The organism is Allobosea sp. R86505 (genome assembly GCF_042466375.1).
Lineage (GTDB): Bacteria > Pseudomonadota > Alphaproteobacteria > Rhizobiales > Beijerinckiaceae > Allobosea.
Genome location: NZ_JAXHPY010000001.1, coordinates 2547439 through 2566034 on the forward strand (window position 1 = coordinate 2547439; position 18596 = coordinate 2566034).

An 18596-nucleotide genomic window follows, 5' to 3' on the forward strand; every position below is an offset into this window, starting at 1 on the left:
TGGTCGGCTTCGTCGTGCATGCCCTCGCCGGCGACCGGCTTGTCATAGCTGCAGATGAAGCAGCCCGAATCTAGCCGTAAGCGATGTCCCGCTGGCACCTTTGCTTGAGCGGTCTGAGCGCCGATGTTTGAGGCCCCTGAGGGCTTCGACACATGACGATTTCAGAGCTTACGCTTAAATCCAGCGACGACGAGCCGGTTCGGCGGTTCGAGGTCTTCACTGGGACCGGGCGCCGACGAGATTGGTCGGACGACGACAAGGCAAGGATCGTGGCGGAGAGCTACGAGCCGGGCGCGACGGTGAGCGCGATTGCGCGCCGCCATGCCTTGTCTCCGCAGCAGCTTTTCGGCTGGCGGCGTCTTTTGCGGCGAGCACCAGAGCCGGCATCATCGCCCATGTTCGTGCCCGCGGTGGTCGATGCAGTTCGTTGCGAACCCGAGACCGTGAGGCAGCCGACCACGCGTCGTCGTCGCACTGTCGCCAGGCCGAGCGGCGGGATCGAGATCGAGATTGACGGCGTCGTGGTGCGTGTCGGAACCGGTGCGAGCCCCAAGACGATTGCCGCGGTGATCGGCGCGCTGAAGGGCGGCGCGTGATCGGCCCGACCGGCGCGGTCCGCGTCATGATCGCGACGAAGCCGGTCGACTTCCGCAAGGGCGCGGAGGGCCTGGCCGCGCTGGTGCGCGAGAACATGGGCGCCGATCCGTTCTCGGGCGCGGTCTATGTGTTCCGGGCGCGGCGCGCCGACCGGATCAAGCTGGTCTACTTCGATGGAACGGGCGTCTGCCTGTTCTCGAAGAGGCTGGAAGACGGCAAGTTCCAGTGGCCCGCCATCGCCGACGGCGTCGTGCGACTGACAGCGGCACAGCTTCAGGCGTTGCTCGAAGGCCTCGACTGGCGACGGGTGCATGAACGGCGCGAGACACGGGTCCCCGTCGCGGCAAGTTGATCGTTCCAGACTGGCAAGCCACTGTAATCCATGATTGAATCGGCTTCGTGAACAACGCGGCCAACCCACTGACCAGCGATCCGATCGCGCTTCGGGCGATGCTGGCGGAAGAGCGCGCCGAGAACGAGCGGCTGCGTCAGATCATCAAGGAGTTGCAGCGTCATCGCTTCGGGCGCCGAGCCGAGAGCCTGCCGCTCGATCAGCTCCTGCTCGGGCTCGAGGAGGCCGAGCAGATCGAGGCCGAGGCCCTCGCGGGCGAGGAAGCGGCTGATCCCGTCAAGCATGCCGACCGGGCCAGGAAACGCCGCGCCAACCGTGGAGCACTGCCGGCGCACCTGCTGCGGGTTGAGCAGATCGTCGACGTCCAGGACAAGACCTGCCCGTGCTGCCGGGGCGAGCTGCATGCGATGGGCGAGGATGTCTCCGAGCGTCTCGACATCGTCCCCGCCCAGTTCCGCGTGATCGTGACCCGTCGGCCGAAATACGCCTGCCGGGCCTGCGAGGAGGTCGTGGTGCAGGCGCCGGCACCCGCCCGGCTCGTCGAGGGCGGCATCCCGACCGAGGCAACGGTGGCCCATGTTCTGGTCGCCAAATACGCCGACCACCTGCCGCTTTACCGCCAGGCCCAGATCTATGGCCGGCAGGGCGTGAACCTGGACCGCTCGACCCTGGCTGACTGGGTCGGCAAGGCAGCCTTCCTCCTACGGCCGGTCCATGAGCGCTTGTTCGAGCGGCTGAAGGCATCGACCAAGCTCTTCGCCGACGAGACGACGGCGCCGGTGCTCGATCCCGGCCGCGGCCGGACCAAGACCGGCCAGCTCTTTGCCTACGCCCGTGACGAACGGCCCTGGGGCGGCGCAGACCCTCCTGGCGTGGCCTATCTCTATGCGCCCGACCGCAAGGCTGACCAGCCGATCCGGCATCTTCAAGGCTTCACCGGCGTGCTCCAGGTCGACGGCTACGCCGGCTACAAGGCGCTGGCCGAGAGGAATGCCGTGAGCCTGGCCTTCTGCTGGTCACACGTCCGGCGCAAGTTCTACGATCTCGCGCAAGGTGGCCCCGCGCCAATCGCCACGGAAGCGCTCGCGCGCATCGCGACGCTCTATCAGGTCGAGGCCGACATCAAAGGCTGCTTGGCCGAGGAACGCTGCGCCGCCCGGCAGGCCAGGAGCCGCCCCATTGTCGCGGCGCTGGAGCCGTGGCTCAAGGACAAGCTCGGCCTCGTCAGCCAGAAGAGCAAGCTTGCCGAGGCCATCCGCTACGCGCTCTCGCGCTGGGCCGGTCTCTCACGCTTCCTCGACGACGGCCGCGTCGAGATCGACTCCAACGTGGTCGAGCGCGCGATCCGACCGATCGCTTTGAACCGCAAGAACGCGCTCTTTGCCGGATCCGATGGCGGCGCCGAGCACTGGGCAGTCGTCGCCTCGCTCGTGGAGACCTCCAAGCTCAACGGCGTCGATCCGCAAGCCTACCTCGCCGACGTCATCGCCCGTATCGTCGCCGGCCACCCGCAAAGCCAGCTCGACGATCTGCTGCCTTGGGCCTACGCCAAACTGCCGCTCAAGGCCGTGGCCTGAGAACACCGCTTACATCTAGCCGATCCTTTCGGCGGTCCTAAACCGTGCTGCGATCGGTATCGGTGTTGAATCCAAGCCTTGCTGAATTCTCGGATCGTTACGTTGGCGCCAGCAACTGGAGATCGACGCCGCCTGCAAGGGGCGTCTGCTTCGGTTCGCTTTAGGCGCTTCGAATTGAGGGGTTTCGGTCGAGCGGCCGGAGGTTGAAAAGCCAGTCCCGCCATTGGGCGACCCAGATCGAGGCGGCGGAGATCGTGTCGTGGCTGAAGTCGTAGCTGAGCTTCAGATTGATCAGCGCCACACCTCCTATGATCGCCAGATGCAGCATGTCTCTTGGCGTTAGACCGGAACCCGGCCTCAGGATCATAAAGGCGCAATAGGCAAGGACGGCGAAAGGCGTCACCATCACGAATGGAACTAGCGCCAGGAGCCAGAGAAGGGCGAACCTGTTGGTAAAGATCAACCGCAGCGTGCTGCGCGCACGGCGGCGGGTAACGCCGATCGCCGAGATTACGACAGCCGAGGAATCCTCAATGAGGAGTACGCAGCCGCATTCCCGACAGACAATGGCTTGCCGGGCAAGCGGGGCGCCGCATTGCCTGCAAAGCGTAGGAGGCGGTGGTGGCTGCGCTACGGATTGGGCCACTGCCGGGCTGCTCTCTGGTGGAACATGATGTTCACAGCCTTGGCTGACGAGTAGGCGTCGATCATAGCCCAGATCCAGATAATCCAGCCCAGCAGCACCAGCCACAGGACGGCGCACAGCAGCAGCATGACGATGCCTTTGCCAACTTGGCCGTTGTACATCTGGCCGATGCCAGGGATGAAGAACGAGAGCAGGAGAGCGAGCCCGGGGCTCTTCGGACCCATCTCGGCATAGAGTTCCGGGTTATAGCCGGGCCCCGGTCCGAAATGCTGGGTGATCTGCACCACCGTGCCGCCATCATTCCGTATTTGGCCCTCTGCCCCACTTCCAGCCGCCGAGGCACTTGGGACGCTGTGCACGAGTGATGAGGCCGACCCGACGGCGGGCGGCCGCGCGCGAAAGAGCGGACCCAGCACTGCGTCTTTCGATGCGGTAATCCAATCCGATTTTCCGACTGCACAGACGCTCGTCTTGTCGTCAATGCGGCCTTCTGAGAGGAAGGTCTTGAGGGTGTGGCCTGTGTAGGGCCCGTAGTTCTTGCCCTCGAGATAGATGAACCACTCCCCATCGAGCGGATGGGGCGGAGGCAGCGGGACATTGCTGTTGCCGCCGATCGGAGCTGGCAGTGGGGGCGTGTCGCTCACCGGTCAGGCCTTATGAATGACGCGGGTGCCGCAGATCATGTCGTGCAATCCCTTCTTCTGGTTGGTCCAGCCAACCATGAAAAAGCCGATACCGAATGGGATGCCGGAGATGATGTAGGAGAGGTACCGGCCGAAGGCCAAGCCTCCACTGACTGGCGCCCCATCGACTCGGATGATTTTCAGCCCGACCATCTGCTTGCCCCATGTAGCTTGCGTTGGGCCGGACACGGGGACCACGTAATAGCAAATGCCCACGAAGAGTGTCACGATTGTGCCGAGTCCCGAATTCGGATCGCCAGTAATCATGATGACAATGGTCACCGGGATGATCATCAGCAAGAAGAGGAAGACGACGTCGAGCAGGTAGGCGCCGGTCCTAATCCAGAATCCAGCATAGCGAACGTTGCCGGCAGTCGCCGGCTGAGGATAGCCGCCGTATTGGCCTTGGTTTTGGGTGATCCGGACGTCTGCGGTCGGTGCTGGCGGAAGCGCCGTCGCCATCGGCGGCAGCGGCGGAGCCCGCTCCGCGAACATTCCGGCGAGAAACGGCACTGATCCGGCTTCGGTCCATTCAGTGGCACCGACGACGCAAACCAGTGTTTTCGGTGTGATACCAACGGCCCTCATTCCTGACCGATATGCGCCCATTCACGCCTCCCGATGGATGTGATGGTCCTGGGCTGATCGACGAGGCGGTTCCACGCGTCGCAGGCGGCGTCGATGATGTCGTCGTAGGTGTCGAAGACGCGGTTTGAGAGCCAGTTCGCGCGCAGATACTGCCAGATGTTCTCGACCGGGTTCAGTTCGGGCGAGCGCGAGGGCAGGAAGATCAGCGAGATGTTTTTCGGCACGACGAGCTTGGCCGTGGTGTGCCATCCGGCGCGATCGAGCAGTAGGACGGCATGGGCGCCCTTCGCGACCGTCCTGGCGATCTCGTCGAGATGGGCCTGCATGGCGTGGGTATCGGCGAAGGGCATGGCGAGCGCCGCGCCGACGCCGCGGGCCGGGCAGATCGCCCCGAACAGATAGGCGCTCTCGTAGCGCTGGTCGGCGGGCTGGCGCGGCCTGGTTCCGCGCCTGGCCCATTGCCGGACCAGGCCGTTCTTCTGGCCGATGCGGGCTTCGTCCTGGAACCAGAGTTCGATCGGCTTGCGCTTCGGCACATGGGCGAGATGGGCCCCCAGCGTCACCGCGAAGTTTTTTTGAACGCCTCGATCACGCGCGCGTCCTGCGCCGGGTGGTGCGGGCGCGCGCTGATGTGGGAAAAGCCGATCTGCTTCAGAAGCTTCCCGATCGTGCGCTCGTGATAATCAACGCCGAAGCGCTCACGAACGACCTTCTGCAGGTCGATGCGCCGCCAGCGCACCACGCCATTGACGGCCCGGTCGGGGCCCGTCTCGACGATGGCCGCCAAGGCGGCGAGCTGATCGGTCGAGAGCCTGGGCGGATGTCCCTTGGAACGAATGTCCTTCAGCCCGTCGGGGCCGCCTTCGTTGAACCGGTGAACCCAGTCGCGCAGCGTCTGGCGATCCATGCCGCCGATCCGCGCGGCCTGCTCCCGATCCATACCGTCGAGAACCGCCGCCAGCGACAGAAGCCGGCGGCTCTGGTTGGCGTGCCTCGACCCCGCCGCAAGCCGACGCAGGTCGAGGGCCGAGTAGTCCGTTCGAAGCTTCACCGCAGCAGCCATGGCGCGAATCCTCCTCGCGCACATGGAATCAGCGAAACGAGCCGCCGAAAAGACCCCCGTGAGTCAGCCGCGATGGCCGTTGGTATGACCTGATCCTTGGAAATCAGCTCTTTCAGCTGCACTCCCGGCATAGGGCCGATTGTTTGGCCATTCTCGGCTACGTACCACTGCTGATCCAGAGGGTGCGGCGGTGGGGAGAAGCTTCCTGCATTTGCGTTCACGGCGTACCCCGGGGTCGGCATCTTGAGCTGCTCAAACTGAGAGCCGAATTTTAAACAAGTCAATTGCTTTGACGGTAATCTGGATAGTGAACGCGGCGCTGAGCGCCGGTCTTTTTGTGCCGTGTGTTCAAAGTCATTTCGCGCTCTGACGTAAGCAAGAGTATCAGGACGCATCCGCCAGAATTAACTCGATCCGCTTCGCACTGTCGGTGATCAGGCTTCAAGTGGCGTCGAAATCACCCGCGATCGCAGCACTTTTGCCGCGGGGGTGTTCGCATGCCGCCAAGAGCACGGCCCTTGGGACGATGACCGCTTCCGCGAAATAACGAATGCGCAGTCGCAGGCTTCTTGTTCATGGTCGGCCCCATGGCGAGGACAGGCCATGACCGGGCCTGCGCCGTCGCGGCCTGCGATCGTCGGTTAGAGCTGAACCCGATGAGGGGCACTGGCGTCGAAAGGGCTCGCGGCGGAGGATGGCTTTCGACCCGATAAGCGCGGCCCGGAGCCCAAAATCCCCGACAAGCGGAGCGCCACGGGGCGTGCGGCGGGTGGCTCAATCCATCCGCGCCGCATCCTGGCTCAATGGATGCGGATTTACTGCTACGCGCCTCGCGGCGCTCCGCTGCCCCTCGTCATCAACCGCCGCTGGAAGGCGGGCGGGGATTGGTCGTGCCCTGTCGTAATGAAGCGCGAGGAACCCCTCTCCCGGATGGGAGAGGGGCAGGGGTGAGGGACTGCCGCTCCTTACTGAAGCGAGACGGAGCCGTGGTGCCTTTTGCGGAGATGGCGGGCCCTCATCCGGCGCTCCGCGCCACCTTCTCCCATCCGGGAGAAGGGAAGAGGCGTCGCGGTTCCGGCCCCGCCCCACAAGGGTGAAGGTTCCCCGCGGTTCGGTGCTTCCTCGTCCCCGGAGGCCGGGCGCGTGCCCGGGCCCCGCCAGGCCTTCGCTCAGAACTCGTCCCAGCCGGAGGAGGCGTGGGCGTTGACGGCCTTTTTCATCGGGGGCTGTGCCGGGCGCGCGGCGGGGGGCGTTGCCGGCCGGGCGGCACGGGGCTGCGCGAAGGCGGACTGGAGCTGGCGCTGCAGACCGGTCGCGCTCGCGGCCGCGACGGAACCACCCGCCTCGGTGCGGTAGCCCGCCACGAGCTGGTTGAGCTGGGCGATGCGATCGGCCAGGGCGTTGGCCGAGGCGGCGCTTTCCTCCGCCAGGGCCGCATTGGACTGGGTCATCTCGTCGAGATGCGCCACCGTCTGGCTCATCTCGTCGATGCCATTGGCCTGTTCGCCGCCGGCCGAAGAGATATCCGCGATCGTCGAGGCGACCTTCTGCGAGGCGTCGAGGATGACGGTCAGGGATTCGCCGGCCTTGCGCACGAGCTTGACGCCCTCGCCGACCTCCGCATTCGAGGAGGAGATCAGCGCCGAGATGTCCTTGGCGGCCTCGCCGGAGCGCTGGGCGAGGGTGCGGACCTCGCTCGCCACGACGGCGAAGCCCTTGCCCGCATCGCCGGCGCGCGCGGCCTCGACTGCGGCGTTCAGCGCCAGGAGGTTGGTCTGGAAGGCGATGTCGTCGATGACGCGGGTGATCGCCTGGATCTTCTGCGAGGCATCCTCGATGCGCGCCATCGCGTTGACGGCTTCTCCGGCGATGTCGCCGCCGGATTGCGCGGCTGCGGTCGCCTCCGAGGCGAGGTTGGCCGCTGCGCGGGCGTTGTTGGCCGAAGCCTTGACGCTGGCGGCCAGTTCCTCGGTGGTCGCCGCCGTCTCCTCGAGGCTGGAGGCCTGTTCCTCGGTCCGCTTCGACAGATCGTCGGCGCCCATGGAGATTTCCTTGGCGGCCGTGTCGATGCCCTGGGCCGCGACGGCGACCTGGCCGACGAGGCTCGCCAGCGTGTCGACGAGCTCGTTCACGCCCTCGCAGAGCTCGACATTCTTGGGATTCAGCTTCTGGAGTGCGATCCGCCGCGTCAGGTCACGGTCCTTCGCCGCCTGGACGACCGTGCCGACCTCGGCGATGGCGAATTCCGTCTGCTCCTCGTCTTCCTTGCTGGCCGTGATGTCGGTGGCGTATTTCACCACCTTCATGGGGGCTCCCATGGCGTCGAGGATCGGGTTGTAGCTGGCCTGGATCCAGATGGCCTTGCCGCCCTTGCCGATGCGGCGATAGCGGCCCTCTTCATAGTCGCCGCGGCGCAGCTTCTCCCAGAACTGCCCGTAGGCGGCGGCGCTGCGCTCCTCCTCGGCCACGAAGATGCGGTGGTGCTGCCCGACGATCTCTCCGAGGCTGTATCCGGTCACGGCCAGGAAGTTGGCGTTGGCGTGCAGGATCTTGCCGGTGAGATCGAACTCGATCACGGCCTGGGCCTTGTTGATGGCGGCGAGTTGGCCCTCCATATTGGCGATGGCGGTCTTGTGGGCGGTGATGTCGGTGGCGAACTTGACCACCTTCTTCACCTTGCCGCCCTGGTCCATGACCGGCGTGTAGATGGCCTGCAGCCAGAGGCGCCGGCCGCCCTTGCCGATGCGGAGGAACTGCGCCTGGATCGCCTCGCCCGCCGCCAGGCGTGGCCAAAACGCCTGGTACTCCGGGCTGGCCCGCTCGCCGGCTTCGACGAACATCGCGTGATGCTGACCCTCGATCTCGCCCAGCCCATAGCCGATCGTCTGCAGGAAGAGGTCGTTCGCCCCCAGGATCTTGCCCGAGGGATCGAATTCGATCACCGCTTGGGTGCGCCTGATGGCGGCGGCCTCTGCGGCATGCGCGCCCCTGTTCATCAGATCGCGAATCGACATCGTGTTTTCTCCCGGCGGGCGTCAGTCCAAGGCGCCGCAATTTTTGTCATGAGGTCCGAAATGAGGGGGATCAGTTTCGTCGCCTGCCGCAACGTTAGAATCGCAGCTTTAAATTTAGGTAAATGCGAGCACTTTTAGCACGATGCGTTTACGTCATGCAGCCCATGCTGCCGATGTTGCTGCTGTAATACATGGATACATTTGAAATCAACCGCGCCGCGCCACAGTATTCGGGCTATGCGGACTGACTCAAGCGGGGGCTCGATCGTGTTTTCGCGGCTGTTTGCCCCGAGCGGCTTGATAAATCGCGGTCACATGCGACGCAGTCTGGTCTCAGATGTGTCATCTTCGCTTGACACCGACGGCGTCGCCGCTGAAATCTGATCTTGCAATTGGCCTCTCATTCGCAGGGCGCACTGGGCAATACTGGCGCGTGGCACAACCCAAAAACATCGATCTGACGCTGAAGCGCCGCACCAGGGTTCTGCGGTCGCATGCCGAAACCAGCGATTGCATGGTCGAGCATGTCGAGACGCGGAACCCGGTCGACTACGAATTCTCGATGACGAGCGACCGGCATTACGTCGCGTTCCACGATCTCGTCTTCCACGACGGCCTGATGCGCGTCGAGGGCGAAAAGCCGAGACGCGGTCGTGATCTGCGGCAGACGCTAACCTTTGTTCCCGCAGGGATCGCGGTCGAGGGCTGGTGCAAGCCGACGGGTCGTCCCCAGGCCTTTACCGCCCTCTATATCGAGCCCGATGCCGTTCCGGAGCCGCTGCTGACGGAGGCGTGCTGGAGCCGGCCGGCGATCTATTTCCAGTCACCGGCGCTGCTGCGCGTGTTCACGCAGCTCAACGAGGTTCTGCACGGGACGCTGCCGTTCAAGGAGCTTCTCGTCGAGTCGCTCGGGCAGGTTGCGGTCGCCACCTTTGCCAGCCTCCAGTCCGCCAGCGAGCCGCCCGCCCGCGCGGATCGCAAACTGGAGCTGACCGAGATCAGGCGGGTCGAAGAATACCTTCGGGAGAACATCGCCCGAGACATCCGTCTCGAGGAGATGGCCGGTGTCCTCGGCATGAGCAAGTTCCACTTCATCCGGTGTTTCCGCGCGACGACCGGCCGCACGCCCTATCGTTACCTGCTGGATTTGCGATGCCGAGCCGCGGTCGAGGCCTTGAAGTCGGGGCGCTCCGTCGGGGAGGCCGCGGTCGCCGCTGGATTCGATGGCGCGGCCCAGATGGCGCGCTCGTTACGGGCGACGCTCGGGATCCTGCCGCGGGACATCCGCGGGTGACGGCATGTCCCGCCATCTCCTGATTCTGATTTCCGGCGTGGGTCCTGGCTCAGCGAGAGCGTCCAGGTTGCGGCCGCCGACGCACCGGCAAAGGCGACGGAGCGGCTTGCCCTCACCGGCGGGCCATGGCATCCGTCCGGCCACTTCGAAAGGACCCGTCCCATGGACAAGACCGAACTCGCCAAGCTCGAGGGCTATCTGCGGCGCACCTTCAACAATCACGGCATCAGCGTGCGGGCGCGGATGAAGAAGAACGATTCGGCCGAGGTCTATCTCGCCGACGAGTTCATCGGCATCATCCATGTCGACGACGAGGACGGCGACCGCTCGTTCAATTTCACGATGGCGATCCTGGACGTCGATCTCGAGGATTGATCCTTCCGTCCGGGCTCGCGCCGCCGAGACGACGCCAGCCCTCGGATCGTGGATCGCCCCCGCCACGGAATCGAAAGGGGCAGACATCACCGGCTCCGTCTTCGCACGACGATGGATCCCGGATCAGCGCGTCTTCGCCGCTTGTCCGGGATGACGGGGTGTTGCCGCGCGTTGCGGACGACCGTCAGCGGATCAGGCCGTCGATGGTGCGGCGGACGCCGCCGAGCATCAGCTCCCAGTCGGCGATGATGGCGCGGGGGAAGCGGATGTTCACATCCATCCCGCGGTGCTTGAAGGTGACCCGGCAGGGCTCGTCGAGATCGGGCCTGGCGGGATCGGCCTTGATGCCGTCGAGCGGGCAGCGGGCGGCGAAACCGCGCCCGTCGGGCACCGAGACATAAAGCTCCTCGCCCTCATAGGGCGAGCCCTTGCGGAAGCCGCGCACCACGAGCCCGCCGGGATTCGACCAGACGGTCGGCGTCAAAAAGCGGGCATAGACCGAGAGCTGCGTCTGCGGATCGTTGACCTTGTCGGGCGGGCTCAGCGTCACCAGCAGGCGCTGGCGGTGCTGCAGCGCGTTCGGGCCGGTCTGGGCCGGGCCGAGGCTCGGCCAGTCGAGCCGGAGCCGGACCATGCCGACGAGTCGGCTGGTGTCGTCGGGCTCGGCGCCGGTGAGGTTCTGCGGCACCAGCAGCGAGACACCGCCGATCCGGGCGGGCTGGATCACCGGCTCGGCGGGGACCTCGCGATGGCCGAGATAGAGCGCGAGCCCCGTGGCCAGCGCGCCGAGCAGCATGATCGCGGCGGCGGCCTTGAGCAGTGCACCATCGGCGCGCGGCAGCGGCGGGGGCGGGCGCTTCAGCCGGTTGCGCACGGCCCCGGCGAGCGCGGCTGCGGCCTGGGCCGGCTGCGTGCGATCGACGGCGGGATCCTGGGGATGATAGGCGGTCACGTCCGGTTCCGTCTGGCTGTGTCGCCACTCAAGCATCTGCCCGTTAACGTGACGTAAACCATGCCGGTCGCGGCGCCGGCGGCGGTGTTAACCACTGCTTCAGCCTTTTCTTCACACTTCGTAAACCATGAGGCACTGTTCCGGCGTCGCGGCCGCCGGAGCAGACTTCCTTGACGATCGATCCCTCCGCCATGGAAGTGCTGAAGGCGCTGGTCGTCGGCTTCGCATTCGCGGGGCTGCTGGCCTCGGCCTTCGAACTCTTCACCGCGCAGCGCGCCGATTTCCGCCTGCTCCAGGCCGGCGGACTGTTTGCGGTGGCGAGCGTGCCGGTGGTGGTGTTCAGCGCGCCCTTCCTGATCCTGCGCAATACGGTGCGCGGCCGGCGGATCGAGGGGCGGCCGATCGTGTTCGTGATGATCGCCAGCATGATCGCCTCGGTCTGGAGCATCTTCTCCGGCCGGGTCGTGCTCGACCTGCTGCACGCGTTCGCCTCTTGACGGCGGAGGCAGCCCGCGGCCACTCCTGACGGCGCTCCAGCGCGGAAGGACAGCGGTCATGCCTCTCTATGCCCTCGACGGACAATCGCCCGAGACGCCCGGTGACGGGCAGTGGTGGCTGGCGCCCGATGCCCATGTGATCGGGCGGGTTCGGCTCGGCGTCGATGTCGGGATCTGGTTCGGTGCCGTGCTGCGCGGCGACAATGAATGGATCGAGATCCGGGCCGGCAGCAACATTCAGGAGGGCTGCGTCCTGCACACCGACATGGGCTTTCCGCTCGTCGTCGGCGAAAACTGCACGATCGGCCATCGGGCGATTCTGCATGGCTGCGTGATCGGCGAGAACAGCCTGGTCGGCATGGGCGCGACGGTGCTGAACGGCGCGAAGATCGGCCGCAACAGCCTCGTCGGTGCCAACGCGCTGGTCACCGAGGGCAAGAAATTCCCGGACAATTCGCTGATCGTCGGGGCGCCGGCGAAGGCCATCCGCACGCTGGACGAGGCCGCGGCCGCGGGCATCACCGCCTCTGCGCGCGGCTATGCGGCCCGCTGGAAGCAATTCGCGGCAGGGCTCGTGCGACTCGACTGAGCCGTCCCGCCGGAAACGAAGCGGGCCGGCCCCCGGGGAAGGAGCCGGCCCTTGGCGAAACCCGGCCTTGGGGACGGGGTGGGTGGGGACGTGACCAAGTCTCGCCGCCTATGCGGAACGGAAGGTCCCGTTCCGATCGACATCGTCGCCGCTCGAATTCGTCGCCTCAGCGCACGGATGCGACCGTGGAGGTCTGCGCGCCGCCGAGCGAGGTCCAGCCCGTCCGCATCTGCGACTCGCGCTTGACGTAGACGTAGCCGGTCTGGCTCCAGGGCAGGACGGCGTTGCGCTTGTTGTCGAGGATGAAGTCGCCGCGGTCGGTCCGGATCATCATCACGGCGTGGCCCGCGTTCTCCTCGTCGATCACCACGGTCATCACCATGGCGCGGCGCGGGACACCGGCTTCGGCCAGGCGCTTGCGCTTCAGCAGCGCGAAATCCTCGCAGTCGCCCTTGCCGTCCGTGGGCAGATCCCAGCGATCGACGACGCCCCAGTGATCCTCGTCGGTGATCGCCTCGATCTCGCGGTTCACCCGGGTGTTCACCGCCAGGATCGTCTTCCAGAGCTTCGGTGTCATCTCGACGACCTCGGCTTCGCGCAGATCGACCCGGCATTCGGCCGGGGTGCGGCGGCAGAGGTCATTCCAGGCATAGGGTGCCCTGGCGTCGCCGGAGGCCGCGGCCGGAAGGCTCGCGATCGGAACGCCGGCGGTCTGAGCGGATGCGCCCGATGCGCTGACGGTCACGAGCAGCAAGGCAAAAGCAGCGCCGAGGGTCTTTGTGGTCTTCGAAGGCATGTCGTCCCCTTTCTGGTCCCTGGGGAAGACGATGCCGCCGGCTCATGGATTTGACTTGAAATGAAAGCGAACAATTCTAGTGAATTCGTCGCTGTCTCCGGGTAAGAGAACTTAGTCTAAATCGTCGTGAAAGCCGTCGTTCGCAAATTGTCGGGATCGATTCAGCGGCTGTTAATTATCGATCGGCCTCGGGTGCGATCTGCTTAACCATGCGTGGCAGGTGGGCCTTGCGGCGGACGGCTCCTTCGGGCCGTTCGGGCGGAGCGGCCTCGACGAGCCGTCGTGCCTCGATCTCTTCGATGCGTGTGAACAGGAAGGCCGGACCGAGGGCCTGCAGGGCAGCGGCGCTGGTGAAGCCCCAGGTGGCGGCCCCGAAGGCCATCCCGGCGTCGGATGCGGCCTCGAAATCCCTGATCTCATCGCCGACGCACAGGCAGTCCTCGTGCTCGATGCCCGCCCGCCTGGCGATCTGGCGAAATTTGCCGGCCTTGCCGAACAGGCCGGCACCGCAGGCATAATGGCTGAACAGCCCCGCCAGTTCGGGTCCCAGAGCGCGGCGGATGTTGCGCTCGGTGTTGGAACTGACGATGGCAAGGATGAGGCCGGCCTGGTGCAGGTCGCGCAGCATCGCGTCGCTGCCCGGGAAGATCGGCGCGGGCTCGCCGTCATCGGTGGCGAGACGGCGCATGTGGCGGGCGATGAAGGGCAGCTTCCAGGCAGGAATGCCGAGATGGACGAGAAGTTGCCGCGCGCTGAGGCCGCGCAGCCCCTCGACCTCGTCCGCCTCGACCCGGCGGAAGCGGTAGCGCGCCGCGACATCGTTCAGCACGCCCGTGAACCAGGGGAAGGTGTCCGCCAGCGTTCCGTCGAAGTCGAAGATGATCAGCTTGTAGGGCATGCCCGGCCGGCGCAGCGTTTCGGAAGCCACAGGCTATGGCGGCTGCGGTTAGCCGGCGCAAGCAGGGTTCGTGCCGAAGGCGGCGGCAGCGGCGGCGCGGTGGTCTTGCGTCAGAGCTCGAGGTTTTCGTCGAGCAGGTCGGCCGAGAGGGGGAAGCGGAATTCGGCCGCATAGCCGCCGTCGAAGCGGCGGACGATCTTGGCGGGCGTCGAACCGATCCGCAGCGGCGTGTTCATCGGCAGGTCGAGATCACTGGTGAAGGCGGTGCCGGAGAGCGAGATGTCGATGAGGCGAACGACATGCTCCGTGCCGTCATCGAGTGCCACCACGGCGCGCGGATTGCGCGGCACGATGCGCTCGTGGCGGCGATCCTCGGGCAGCCCGAGTTCCTCGCGATTGGCGAGCCAGGTCAACTGGGCAGTGAATTTCTCGCGCTTGCGGCTGGTCGCGGTGATCGTCATCGCGAAGCCTTCCATCGTGGTGCGCACGCAGGTGCCCTCGATGCGGCCGAGATGTTCGAGATAGACGATGACGCGCTCGCCGGGGTTGGCCCGGGCGGGGGCGGCCAGATGCACGCCGCCAGGCGAGATGTCGATCGACTGGCAGGGATATTCCATGCGGTTGGGCAGCATGTAGCGGCCCAGAAGGACCACCTTCATACGATGATGGCGCCTGCGCTCGGCAGTGCGTGCAGCCGTCCGGGGCGGTTGTAGGGCGCTCAACATCAAAGGGTCAGCCTGCTTTCGGGCCGATCCTATAAGCGATCTGGTTAACGCATGGTGTGTCCGTCAGGCGCGGCCGCCCGGAAGGACCATGAATTTCGGCGGGTGCCCGCGTGCCGGCACCGGGGTCTGCTGGCGCGGCGCCAGGCCGGGCCAGAGCATGCGCAGCGAGATCATCCGCATCGACTCGATGGTGTCGAGGCCGAGCCATTCCGGCGTTGCCGCGGCCGACAGGGCGCCGAGCATGCGGGCATGGGTGCGGCCGCGATAGCGCAGGGGCAGCAGCAGGAGTTCGAGATAGACCGGTGCGCCGGTGCGGGTTTCGCCGGTCAGGCCGGCCACTGCGCCGGCTGACTCGTCCATCACCGTCTGGGCGAGGCGGCGCATCTCGGCCTGCGATTCGACGTCTGACCAGAGCGCGGTGAAGGCGCGGCCGCGCAACTCGTGGCCGAGCAGCGCGCAGAGCCGCGTGCCCGCAAGCCTGAAGACAGGTCCGATCGGTTCATTCTCCAGGACGAAGGTATCGGCGAGCGCATGGCGCAGGGCGCCCGGCTCGATTTCGCCGCGCTCGGGTGCCGAACGCTCTCCGCGGAGAGCGTCCCAGTACTCGAAGACGAGGCGGGTGCTTGTGTTCTTCATTCCGGTATCCAGTGCTGCCGGCCGCCGCCACTGCCGACCCGCCGTCCCGCGATGGCGCAGAACCGTCAGGAGGCGGGACGAATCGGCCCTTCGGTCGGTGAAGGACGCAGGCGCCATGCCGTCTTGCCATGCCGGCCGGTCGGAGTTCGGGTAAACGGTGCGTTAGGGTTAACAAGACCTTTCGATTGTGGATAACCGCCTAAAATGATTATCAAATTGTCTGTTTTCGCGAGGCGGTTTCGCCCCGCAGACGGAGGGGCCGGCGGGGATGTGACCGTGGCGCCGAGCCGCTCGGCTCGCGCCCGATCAGCCGGGGCGAGGGGAGCGGCGCGAGGCCGCTCCCCTTTTTTCATCGGCGCCTACCGCCCTCGCTTGCCAGCGGCGGCGGCTTCGGCAAGGGTTGGAACACATGTCCCATCCTGCTCCCGGCCATCCCGCCCCCGTCCAGCGCGAGCCGATCCTCAATCTCCCGGCCGTCATCGTCTGGCTGACTGCGCTCCTCGCCCTGATCCAGGGCGGGCGTGAGCTGCTGTCGGCCTATGACGACTACGTCCTTCTGTCCTGGTTCGCCTTCGTTCCGGCGCGGCTGAGCCTCTGGCTCGCACCCGACCGACTCGAGGAGATGGTCTCCGCCGTGGCGAGTTCGGCGGCGGGGCAGAATCTGGCCGACCGGCTGCAACTGGTGCGGCTGCTGCTGGCCGATGGCGGGCCGAGGCTCTGGAACCTGCTGACCTATGGCCTGCTGCACGGGTCCTGGGTGCATCTGATCACCAATGTCGTCTGGCTCGCGGCCTTCGGCAGCCCCGTGGCGCGCCGGCTCGGGAGCGGCCGCTTCCTCAGCCTGATGGGCCTGTCGACGATCGGCGGCGCGCTGCTGCACTGGTTCGCCCGCGAGCTCGACGTGCTGCCGTTGGTCGGGGCCTCGGCGGCGGTGTCGGGGGCGACGGCGGCGGCGATCCGCTTCGTCTTCGCGCCGGGCTTACGCTTCGGCTCCCTCGCCGACGATGCGGTGGTGCGGGCGATTCCCGCCGAACCGCTGGGCGAGCTCTGGCGCAATTCGCGCGCCATGCTCTTCATCGTGATCTGGTTCGCGACGAACATCCTGTTCGGGGCGGGGCTGGTGCCGATCCTGGGGGAGGAGACGAGCATCGCCTGGGAGGCGCATATCGGCGGATTCCTCGTCGGGCTCCTGCTGTTTCCCCTGTTTGACCGGGGTGCATCGCGGCGCTGAGCCGGCCCCGCGCTCGCCTTGCCTGCGCCCCCGTCTTCGCCCACACTCGCGGTCTTCGCAGCGTTCCCGCGGTCTTGCCGGGCGGTCGAGTTCGGCGCGGATGGCGGGAACAGGACGAACCCGCGCGCCGGGCAACGGCGCCACCGCAAGGAGGACGACGCCATGAATGTCGAGCAGCTTCTGGGGGACAAGGGACGCGAGGTCATCTCCGTCCAGCCGCATCGCACGCTGGGCGAGGCCGTGAAGACACTGAGCGAGAAGCGGATCGGCGCCGTCGTGGTGATGGGTGCGGACGGTGCGCTGGTCGGCATCCTATCCGAGCGCGATATCATCCGGGCGCTCGGGGAGAGCGGGGCGGCCGCGCTGGACAGCCCGGTCTCGCGGGTGATGACGGCCAAGGTCGTGACCTGCCGGGCCCAGACCAGCGTCGACGAGCTGATGGAGATCATGACCTCGGGCCGTTTCCGGCATGTGCCGGTGGTGGAAGCCGGCCGCGTCGTCGGCCTCGTCTCGATCGGCGACGTGGTCAAGCACCGCGTCGCGGCGATCGAAGCCGAGAGCCGGGCGATGCGGGACTATATCGCCATGGCCTGAGACGACCCCGCCTCAGGGGGAGAGACGGCTGCCGGCGATGGCCGTCTCGATGTCGTCGAGGCAACGCAGCGTGGCCTGCCGGCCGAGTTCGATCGTCTCCTGCGCGCGGTGGAAGTCGAACAGGCCGGTGCGACCGAGCCTGGGGCCGACCATGACGTCTGGCGGGTCGCCCGCCAGACGCGAGCGCGAGATCCGGTCCTGCGTGATGTTGAAGGCGTCGATCATCACGCCGGCGAGTCCCGGTCTCGCTTCGCCCTGCCGGCCGACGAGGCCGCGCACGCGCCGGGCGGCGCCTGTGATGCCGCCGAGCCAGCGCGAGGTCGGGCGGACGTCGAGTTCGGGGACGATCTCCGGGTCGGGCTCGGCCGCATGGTTCTGGATGATGGTGCCCCGGCCGGCGAGATCGCTGTTCAGGTTGACGCAGATCACGATGTCGGCGCCGAGCGCGCGCGCCGCCGTCACCGGCACGGGATTGACCAGCGCGCCGTCCATCAGCCAGCGGCCGCCGAGCTTGACCGGATCGAACACGCCCGGCAGCGCATAGGAGGCGCCGAGCGCGTCGACCAGCGTGCCCTGCGTCAGCCAGATCTCGTGGCCGGTGCCGAGTTCGGTGGCGATCGCGACGAAGCGCGTCGACAGGTCCTCGATTCGCAGGCCCGTCAGATCGCGTTCCAGCAGCCGCCTGAGCCGCCCGCCGCCGATCAGCCCGGCACCGCCGATGTGGAAATCCATCAGGCCGACGACGCGGCGCTTGGTAAGGCCCGTGGCGAAATCGGTGAGTTCGGCCAACTTGCCGGCGGCGAAGCAGCCGCCGACGACGGCGCCGATCGAGGTGCCGGCGATCACGTCCGGCTGCAGTCCCGCCTCGGTCAGGACCTGCAGCACGCCGATATGGGCCCAGCCGCGCGCGGCGCCGCCTCCGAGCGCGAGGCCGATCTTCGGCCGGCCGTTCCCGTTGACCTTCGACATGCCGGCATCGCTCATGGGTCGGATCCCTGCCACCCTCGCCCCGGCGACGGTGAGGCAAATCGCCTGCCAGTGCTTCGTGTCCGCCGCGTGACGGCGGCGCCATCCCGGCGTCAGGCGAAGCGCAGCGGGGCGTCGGCCTCCTCGCGCAGCGGCTGCACCCGGTAGAAGCAGGAACGGCGCCCGGTGTGGCAGCAGCCGCCATCGCCGGCGACCTGGACCTTCAGCCAAAGCGCGTCCTGGTCGCAATCGACCCGCATCTCGACGATGGTCTGGATCTGGCCGGAGGTCGCGCCCTTGTGCCAGAGTTCGCCCCGCGAGCGCGACCAGTACCAGGCCTCGCCGGTCTCGATCGAACGGGCCAGCGCGTCGGCGTTCATATGCGCGACCATCAGCAGTTCGCCGGTGGCCGCATCGGTGGTGACACAGGTCACGAGCCCGTTGGCGTCGAAGCGCGGGGCGAAGGTGGTGCCCTCCTCGAGGGCCTGCTTGGTGTCGAGGACGGGGAAAGCGTTCATCGGTG

The 18596-nt window shown here is 66.7% G+C and carries 21 protein-coding genes; 9 read left to right on the plus strand and 12 right to left on the minus strand.

Going from position 1 to position 18596, the window contains the following annotated elements:
• The first annotated feature begins 152 nt into the window (after window positions 1-152).
• The 3 genes from tnpA to tnpC are packed head-to-tail and all read left to right on the plus strand — an operon-like array spanning window position 153 to window position 2526.
• On the plus strand, window positions 153-596 hold the full coding sequence (tnpA, locus tag SJY11_RS12310) for an IS66-like element accessory protein TnpA (protein WP_376986911.1): 444 nt from the start codon (window positions 153-155) through the stop codon (window positions 594-596).
• Entirely contained in the window at window positions 593-949 is a 357-nt protein-coding gene (tnpB, locus tag SJY11_RS12315; protein ID WP_376986912.1) for an IS66 family insertion sequence element accessory protein TnpB, read from the plus strand. The genes tnpA and tnpB overlap by 4 nt, the downstream gene beginning before the upstream one ends.
• Before the next feature lie 47 nt (window positions 950-996).
• A complete protein-coding gene (gene tnpC / locus SJY11_RS12320; protein ID WP_376986913.1) occupies window positions 997-2526 on the plus strand; it encodes an IS66 family transposase in 1530 nt (509 codons plus the stop codon).
• 160 nt (window positions 2527-2686) lie between these two features.
• Here the strand turns inward: tnpC and SJY11_RS12325 are convergent, their stop codons facing one another.
• The 5 genes from SJY11_RS12325 to SJY11_RS12345 form a co-directional block, all read right to left on the minus strand.
• Window positions 2687-2932: a hypothetical protein gene (locus tag SJY11_RS12325; protein WP_376986915.1), complete on the minus strand. Its 246-nt coding sequence runs from the start codon at window positions 2930-2932 to the stop codon at window positions 2687-2689.
• 224 nt (window positions 2933-3156) lie between these two features.
• Window positions 3157-3816: a DUF4339 domain-containing protein gene (locus SJY11_RS12330; RefSeq protein WP_376986916.1), complete on the minus strand. Its 660-nt coding sequence runs from the start codon at window positions 3814-3816 to the stop codon at window positions 3157-3159.
• A 3-nt stretch (window positions 3817-3819) separates the two neighbouring features.
• Window positions 3820-4464, minus strand: a complete 645-nt coding sequence (locus SJY11_RS12335) for an RDD family protein (RefSeq protein WP_376986917.1) — start codon at window positions 4462-4464, stop codon at window positions 3820-3822.
• Window positions 4440-5506 (minus strand): IS630 family transposase gene (locus tag SJY11_RS12340; protein WP_376984777.1). Its coding sequence is split into 2 segments (ribosomal slippage): window positions 4440-5020 and window positions 5020-5506, totalling 1068 coding nucleotides; the frame shifts between segments, so codons are not numbered across the junction. The genes SJY11_RS12335 and SJY11_RS12340 overlap by 25 nt, the downstream gene beginning before the upstream one ends.
• 1169 nt (window positions 5507-6675) lie before the next feature.
• Window positions 6676-8520 (minus strand): methyl-accepting chemotaxis protein, encoded by a 1845-nt coding sequence (locus SJY11_RS12345; protein WP_376986918.1) that lies wholly within the window; start codon window positions 8518-8520, stop codon window positions 6676-6678.
• A 433-nt stretch (window positions 8521-8953) separates the two neighbouring features.
• On the opposite strand from SJY11_RS12345, the gene SJY11_RS12350 reads away from it, so the two are divergent.
• Window positions 8954-9814, plus strand: coding sequence for an AraC family transcriptional regulator (locus SJY11_RS12350; RefSeq protein ID WP_376986919.1), 861 nt, complete (start codon window positions 8954-8956; stop codon window positions 9812-9814).
• Between the two features lie 162 nt (window positions 9815-9976).
• Entirely contained in the window at window positions 9977-10189 is a 213-nt protein-coding gene (locus SJY11_RS12355; RefSeq protein ID WP_054141925.1) for a DUF3126 family protein, read from the plus strand.
• 184 nt (window positions 10190-10373) lie between these two features.
• On the opposite strand, the gene SJY11_RS12360 is transcribed toward SJY11_RS12355, so the two are convergent.
• Complete coding sequence (locus SJY11_RS12360; RefSeq protein WP_376986920.1) at window positions 10374-11141, minus strand: hypothetical protein; 768 nt, start codon at window positions 11139-11141, stop codon at window positions 10374-10376.
• A 170-nt stretch (window positions 11142-11311) separates the two neighbouring features.
• On the opposite strand from SJY11_RS12360, the gene SJY11_RS12365 reads away from it, so the two are divergent.
• The gene (locus SJY11_RS12365) at window positions 11312-11638 is read left to right on the plus strand and encodes a DUF6949 family protein (RefSeq protein WP_376986921.1); all 327 of its coding nucleotides are present in this window, start codon (window positions 11312-11314) and stop codon (window positions 11636-11638) included.
• 58 nt (window positions 11639-11696) lie between these two features.
• Window positions 11697-12227 (plus strand): gamma carbonic anhydrase family protein, encoded by a 531-nt coding sequence (locus SJY11_RS12370; protein ID WP_376986922.1) that lies wholly within the window; start codon window positions 11697-11699, stop codon window positions 12225-12227.
• A 166-nt stretch (window positions 12228-12393) separates the two neighbouring features.
• On the opposite strand, the gene SJY11_RS12375 is transcribed toward SJY11_RS12370, so the two are convergent.
• The 4 genes from SJY11_RS12375 to SJY11_RS12390 form a co-directional block, all read right to left on the minus strand.
• Window positions 12394-13023, minus strand: a complete 630-nt coding sequence (locus tag SJY11_RS12375; protein WP_376986923.1) for a transglutaminase-like cysteine peptidase — start codon at window positions 13021-13023, stop codon at window positions 12394-12396.
• A gap of 175 nt (window positions 13024-13198) precedes the next feature.
• Window positions 13199-13951, minus strand: coding sequence for an HAD hydrolase-like protein (locus SJY11_RS12380; protein WP_376986924.1), 753 nt, complete (start codon window positions 13949-13951; stop codon window positions 13199-13201).
• A gap of 80 nt (window positions 13952-14031) precedes the next feature.
• The gene (locus tag SJY11_RS12385; RefSeq protein ID WP_326909361.1) at window positions 14032-14646 is read right to left on the minus strand and encodes a PilZ domain-containing protein; all 615 of its coding nucleotides are present in this window, start codon (window positions 14644-14646) and stop codon (window positions 14032-14034) included.
• Between the two features lie 63 nt (window positions 14647-14709).
• Entirely contained in the window at window positions 14710-15282 is a 573-nt protein-coding gene (locus SJY11_RS12390; protein WP_326909359.1) for a PAS domain-containing protein, read from the minus strand.
• A gap of 409 nt (window positions 15283-15691) precedes the next feature.
• Here SJY11_RS12390 and SJY11_RS12395 point away from each other — a divergent pair, with 409 nt between their 5' ends.
• Both SJY11_RS12395 and SJY11_RS12400 read left to right on the plus strand, forming a co-directional pair.
• Window positions 15692-16513 carry a rhomboid family intramembrane serine protease gene (locus tag SJY11_RS12395; RefSeq protein ID WP_376986925.1) on the plus strand — a complete coding sequence of 274 codons (822 nt, stop codon included), beginning with the start codon at window positions 15692-15694 and terminating at the stop codon, window positions 16511-16513.
• Between the two features lie 162 nt (window positions 16514-16675).
• On the plus strand, window positions 16676-17107 hold the full coding sequence (locus tag SJY11_RS12400) for a CBS domain-containing protein (RefSeq protein ID WP_305690292.1): 432 nt from the start codon (window positions 16676-16678) through the stop codon (window positions 17105-17107).
• Window positions 17108-17119: 12 nt separating this feature from the next.
• Here SJY11_RS12400 and SJY11_RS12405 read toward each other — a convergent pair whose 3' ends face one another.
• A complete protein-coding gene (locus SJY11_RS12405; protein WP_376986926.1) occupies window positions 17120-18091 on the minus strand; it encodes a patatin-like phospholipase family protein in 972 nt (323 codons plus the stop codon).
• A gap of 95 nt (window positions 18092-18186) precedes the next feature.
• Entirely contained in the window at window positions 18187-18591 is a 405-nt protein-coding gene (gene hisI / locus SJY11_RS12410) for a phosphoribosyl-AMP cyclohydrolase (protein WP_376986927.1), read from the minus strand.
• Between the last annotated feature and the right edge of the window lie 5 nt (window positions 18592-18596).

Excerpts from the sequence above, each read along its gene's own strand:
- SJY11_RS12355 (WP_054141925.1), top strand. The coding sequence starts at position 9,977 with ATGGACAAGACCGAACTCGCCAAGCTCGAGGGCTATCTGCGGCGCACC.
- SJY11_RS12400 (WP_305690292.1), top strand. The coding sequence starts at position 16,676 with ATGAATGTCGAGCAGCTTCTGGGGGACAAGGGACGCGAGGTCATCTCC.
- SJY11_RS12405 (WP_376986926.1), bottom strand. The coding sequence starts at position 18,091 with ATGAGCGATGCCGGCATGTCGAAGGTCAACGGGAACGGCCGGCCGAAG.
- SJY11_RS12395 (WP_376986925.1), top strand. The coding sequence starts at position 15,692 with ATGTCCCATCCTGCTCCCGGCCATCCCGCCCCCGTCCAGCGCGAGCCG.
- SJY11_RS12325 (WP_376986915.1), bottom strand. The coding sequence starts at position 2,932 with ATGGTGACGCCTTTCGCCGTCCTTGCCTATTGCGCCTTTATGATCCTG.
- tnpA (WP_376986911.1), top strand. The coding sequence starts at position 153 with ATGACGATTTCAGAGCTTACGCTTAAATCCAGCGACGACGAGCCGGTT.
- SJY11_RS12345 (WP_376986918.1), bottom strand. The coding sequence starts at position 8,520 with ATGTCGATTCGCGATCTGATGAACAGGGGCGCGCATGCCGCAGAGGCC.
- SJY11_RS12335 (WP_376986917.1), bottom strand. The coding sequence starts at position 4,464 with ATGGGCGCATATCGGTCAGGAATGAGGGCCGTTGGTATCACACCGAAA.
- SJY11_RS12370 (WP_376986922.1), top strand. The coding sequence starts at position 11,697 with ATGCCTCTCTATGCCCTCGACGGACAATCGCCCGAGACGCCCGGTGAC.
- hisI (WP_376986927.1), bottom strand. The coding sequence starts at position 18,591 with ATGAACGCTTTCCCCGTCCTCGACACCAAGCAGGCCCTCGAGGAGGGC.
- SJY11_RS12375 (WP_376986923.1), bottom strand. The coding sequence starts at position 13,023 with ATGCCTTCGAAGACCACAAAGACCCTCGGCGCTGCTTTTGCCTTGCTG.
- SJY11_RS12390 (WP_326909359.1), bottom strand. The coding sequence starts at position 15,282 with ATGAAGAACACAAGCACCCGCCTCGTCTTCGAGTACTGGGACGCTCTC.
- SJY11_RS12385 (WP_326909361.1), bottom strand. The coding sequence starts at position 14,646 with ATGTTGAGCGCCCTACAACCGCCCCGGACGGCTGCACGCACTGCCGAG.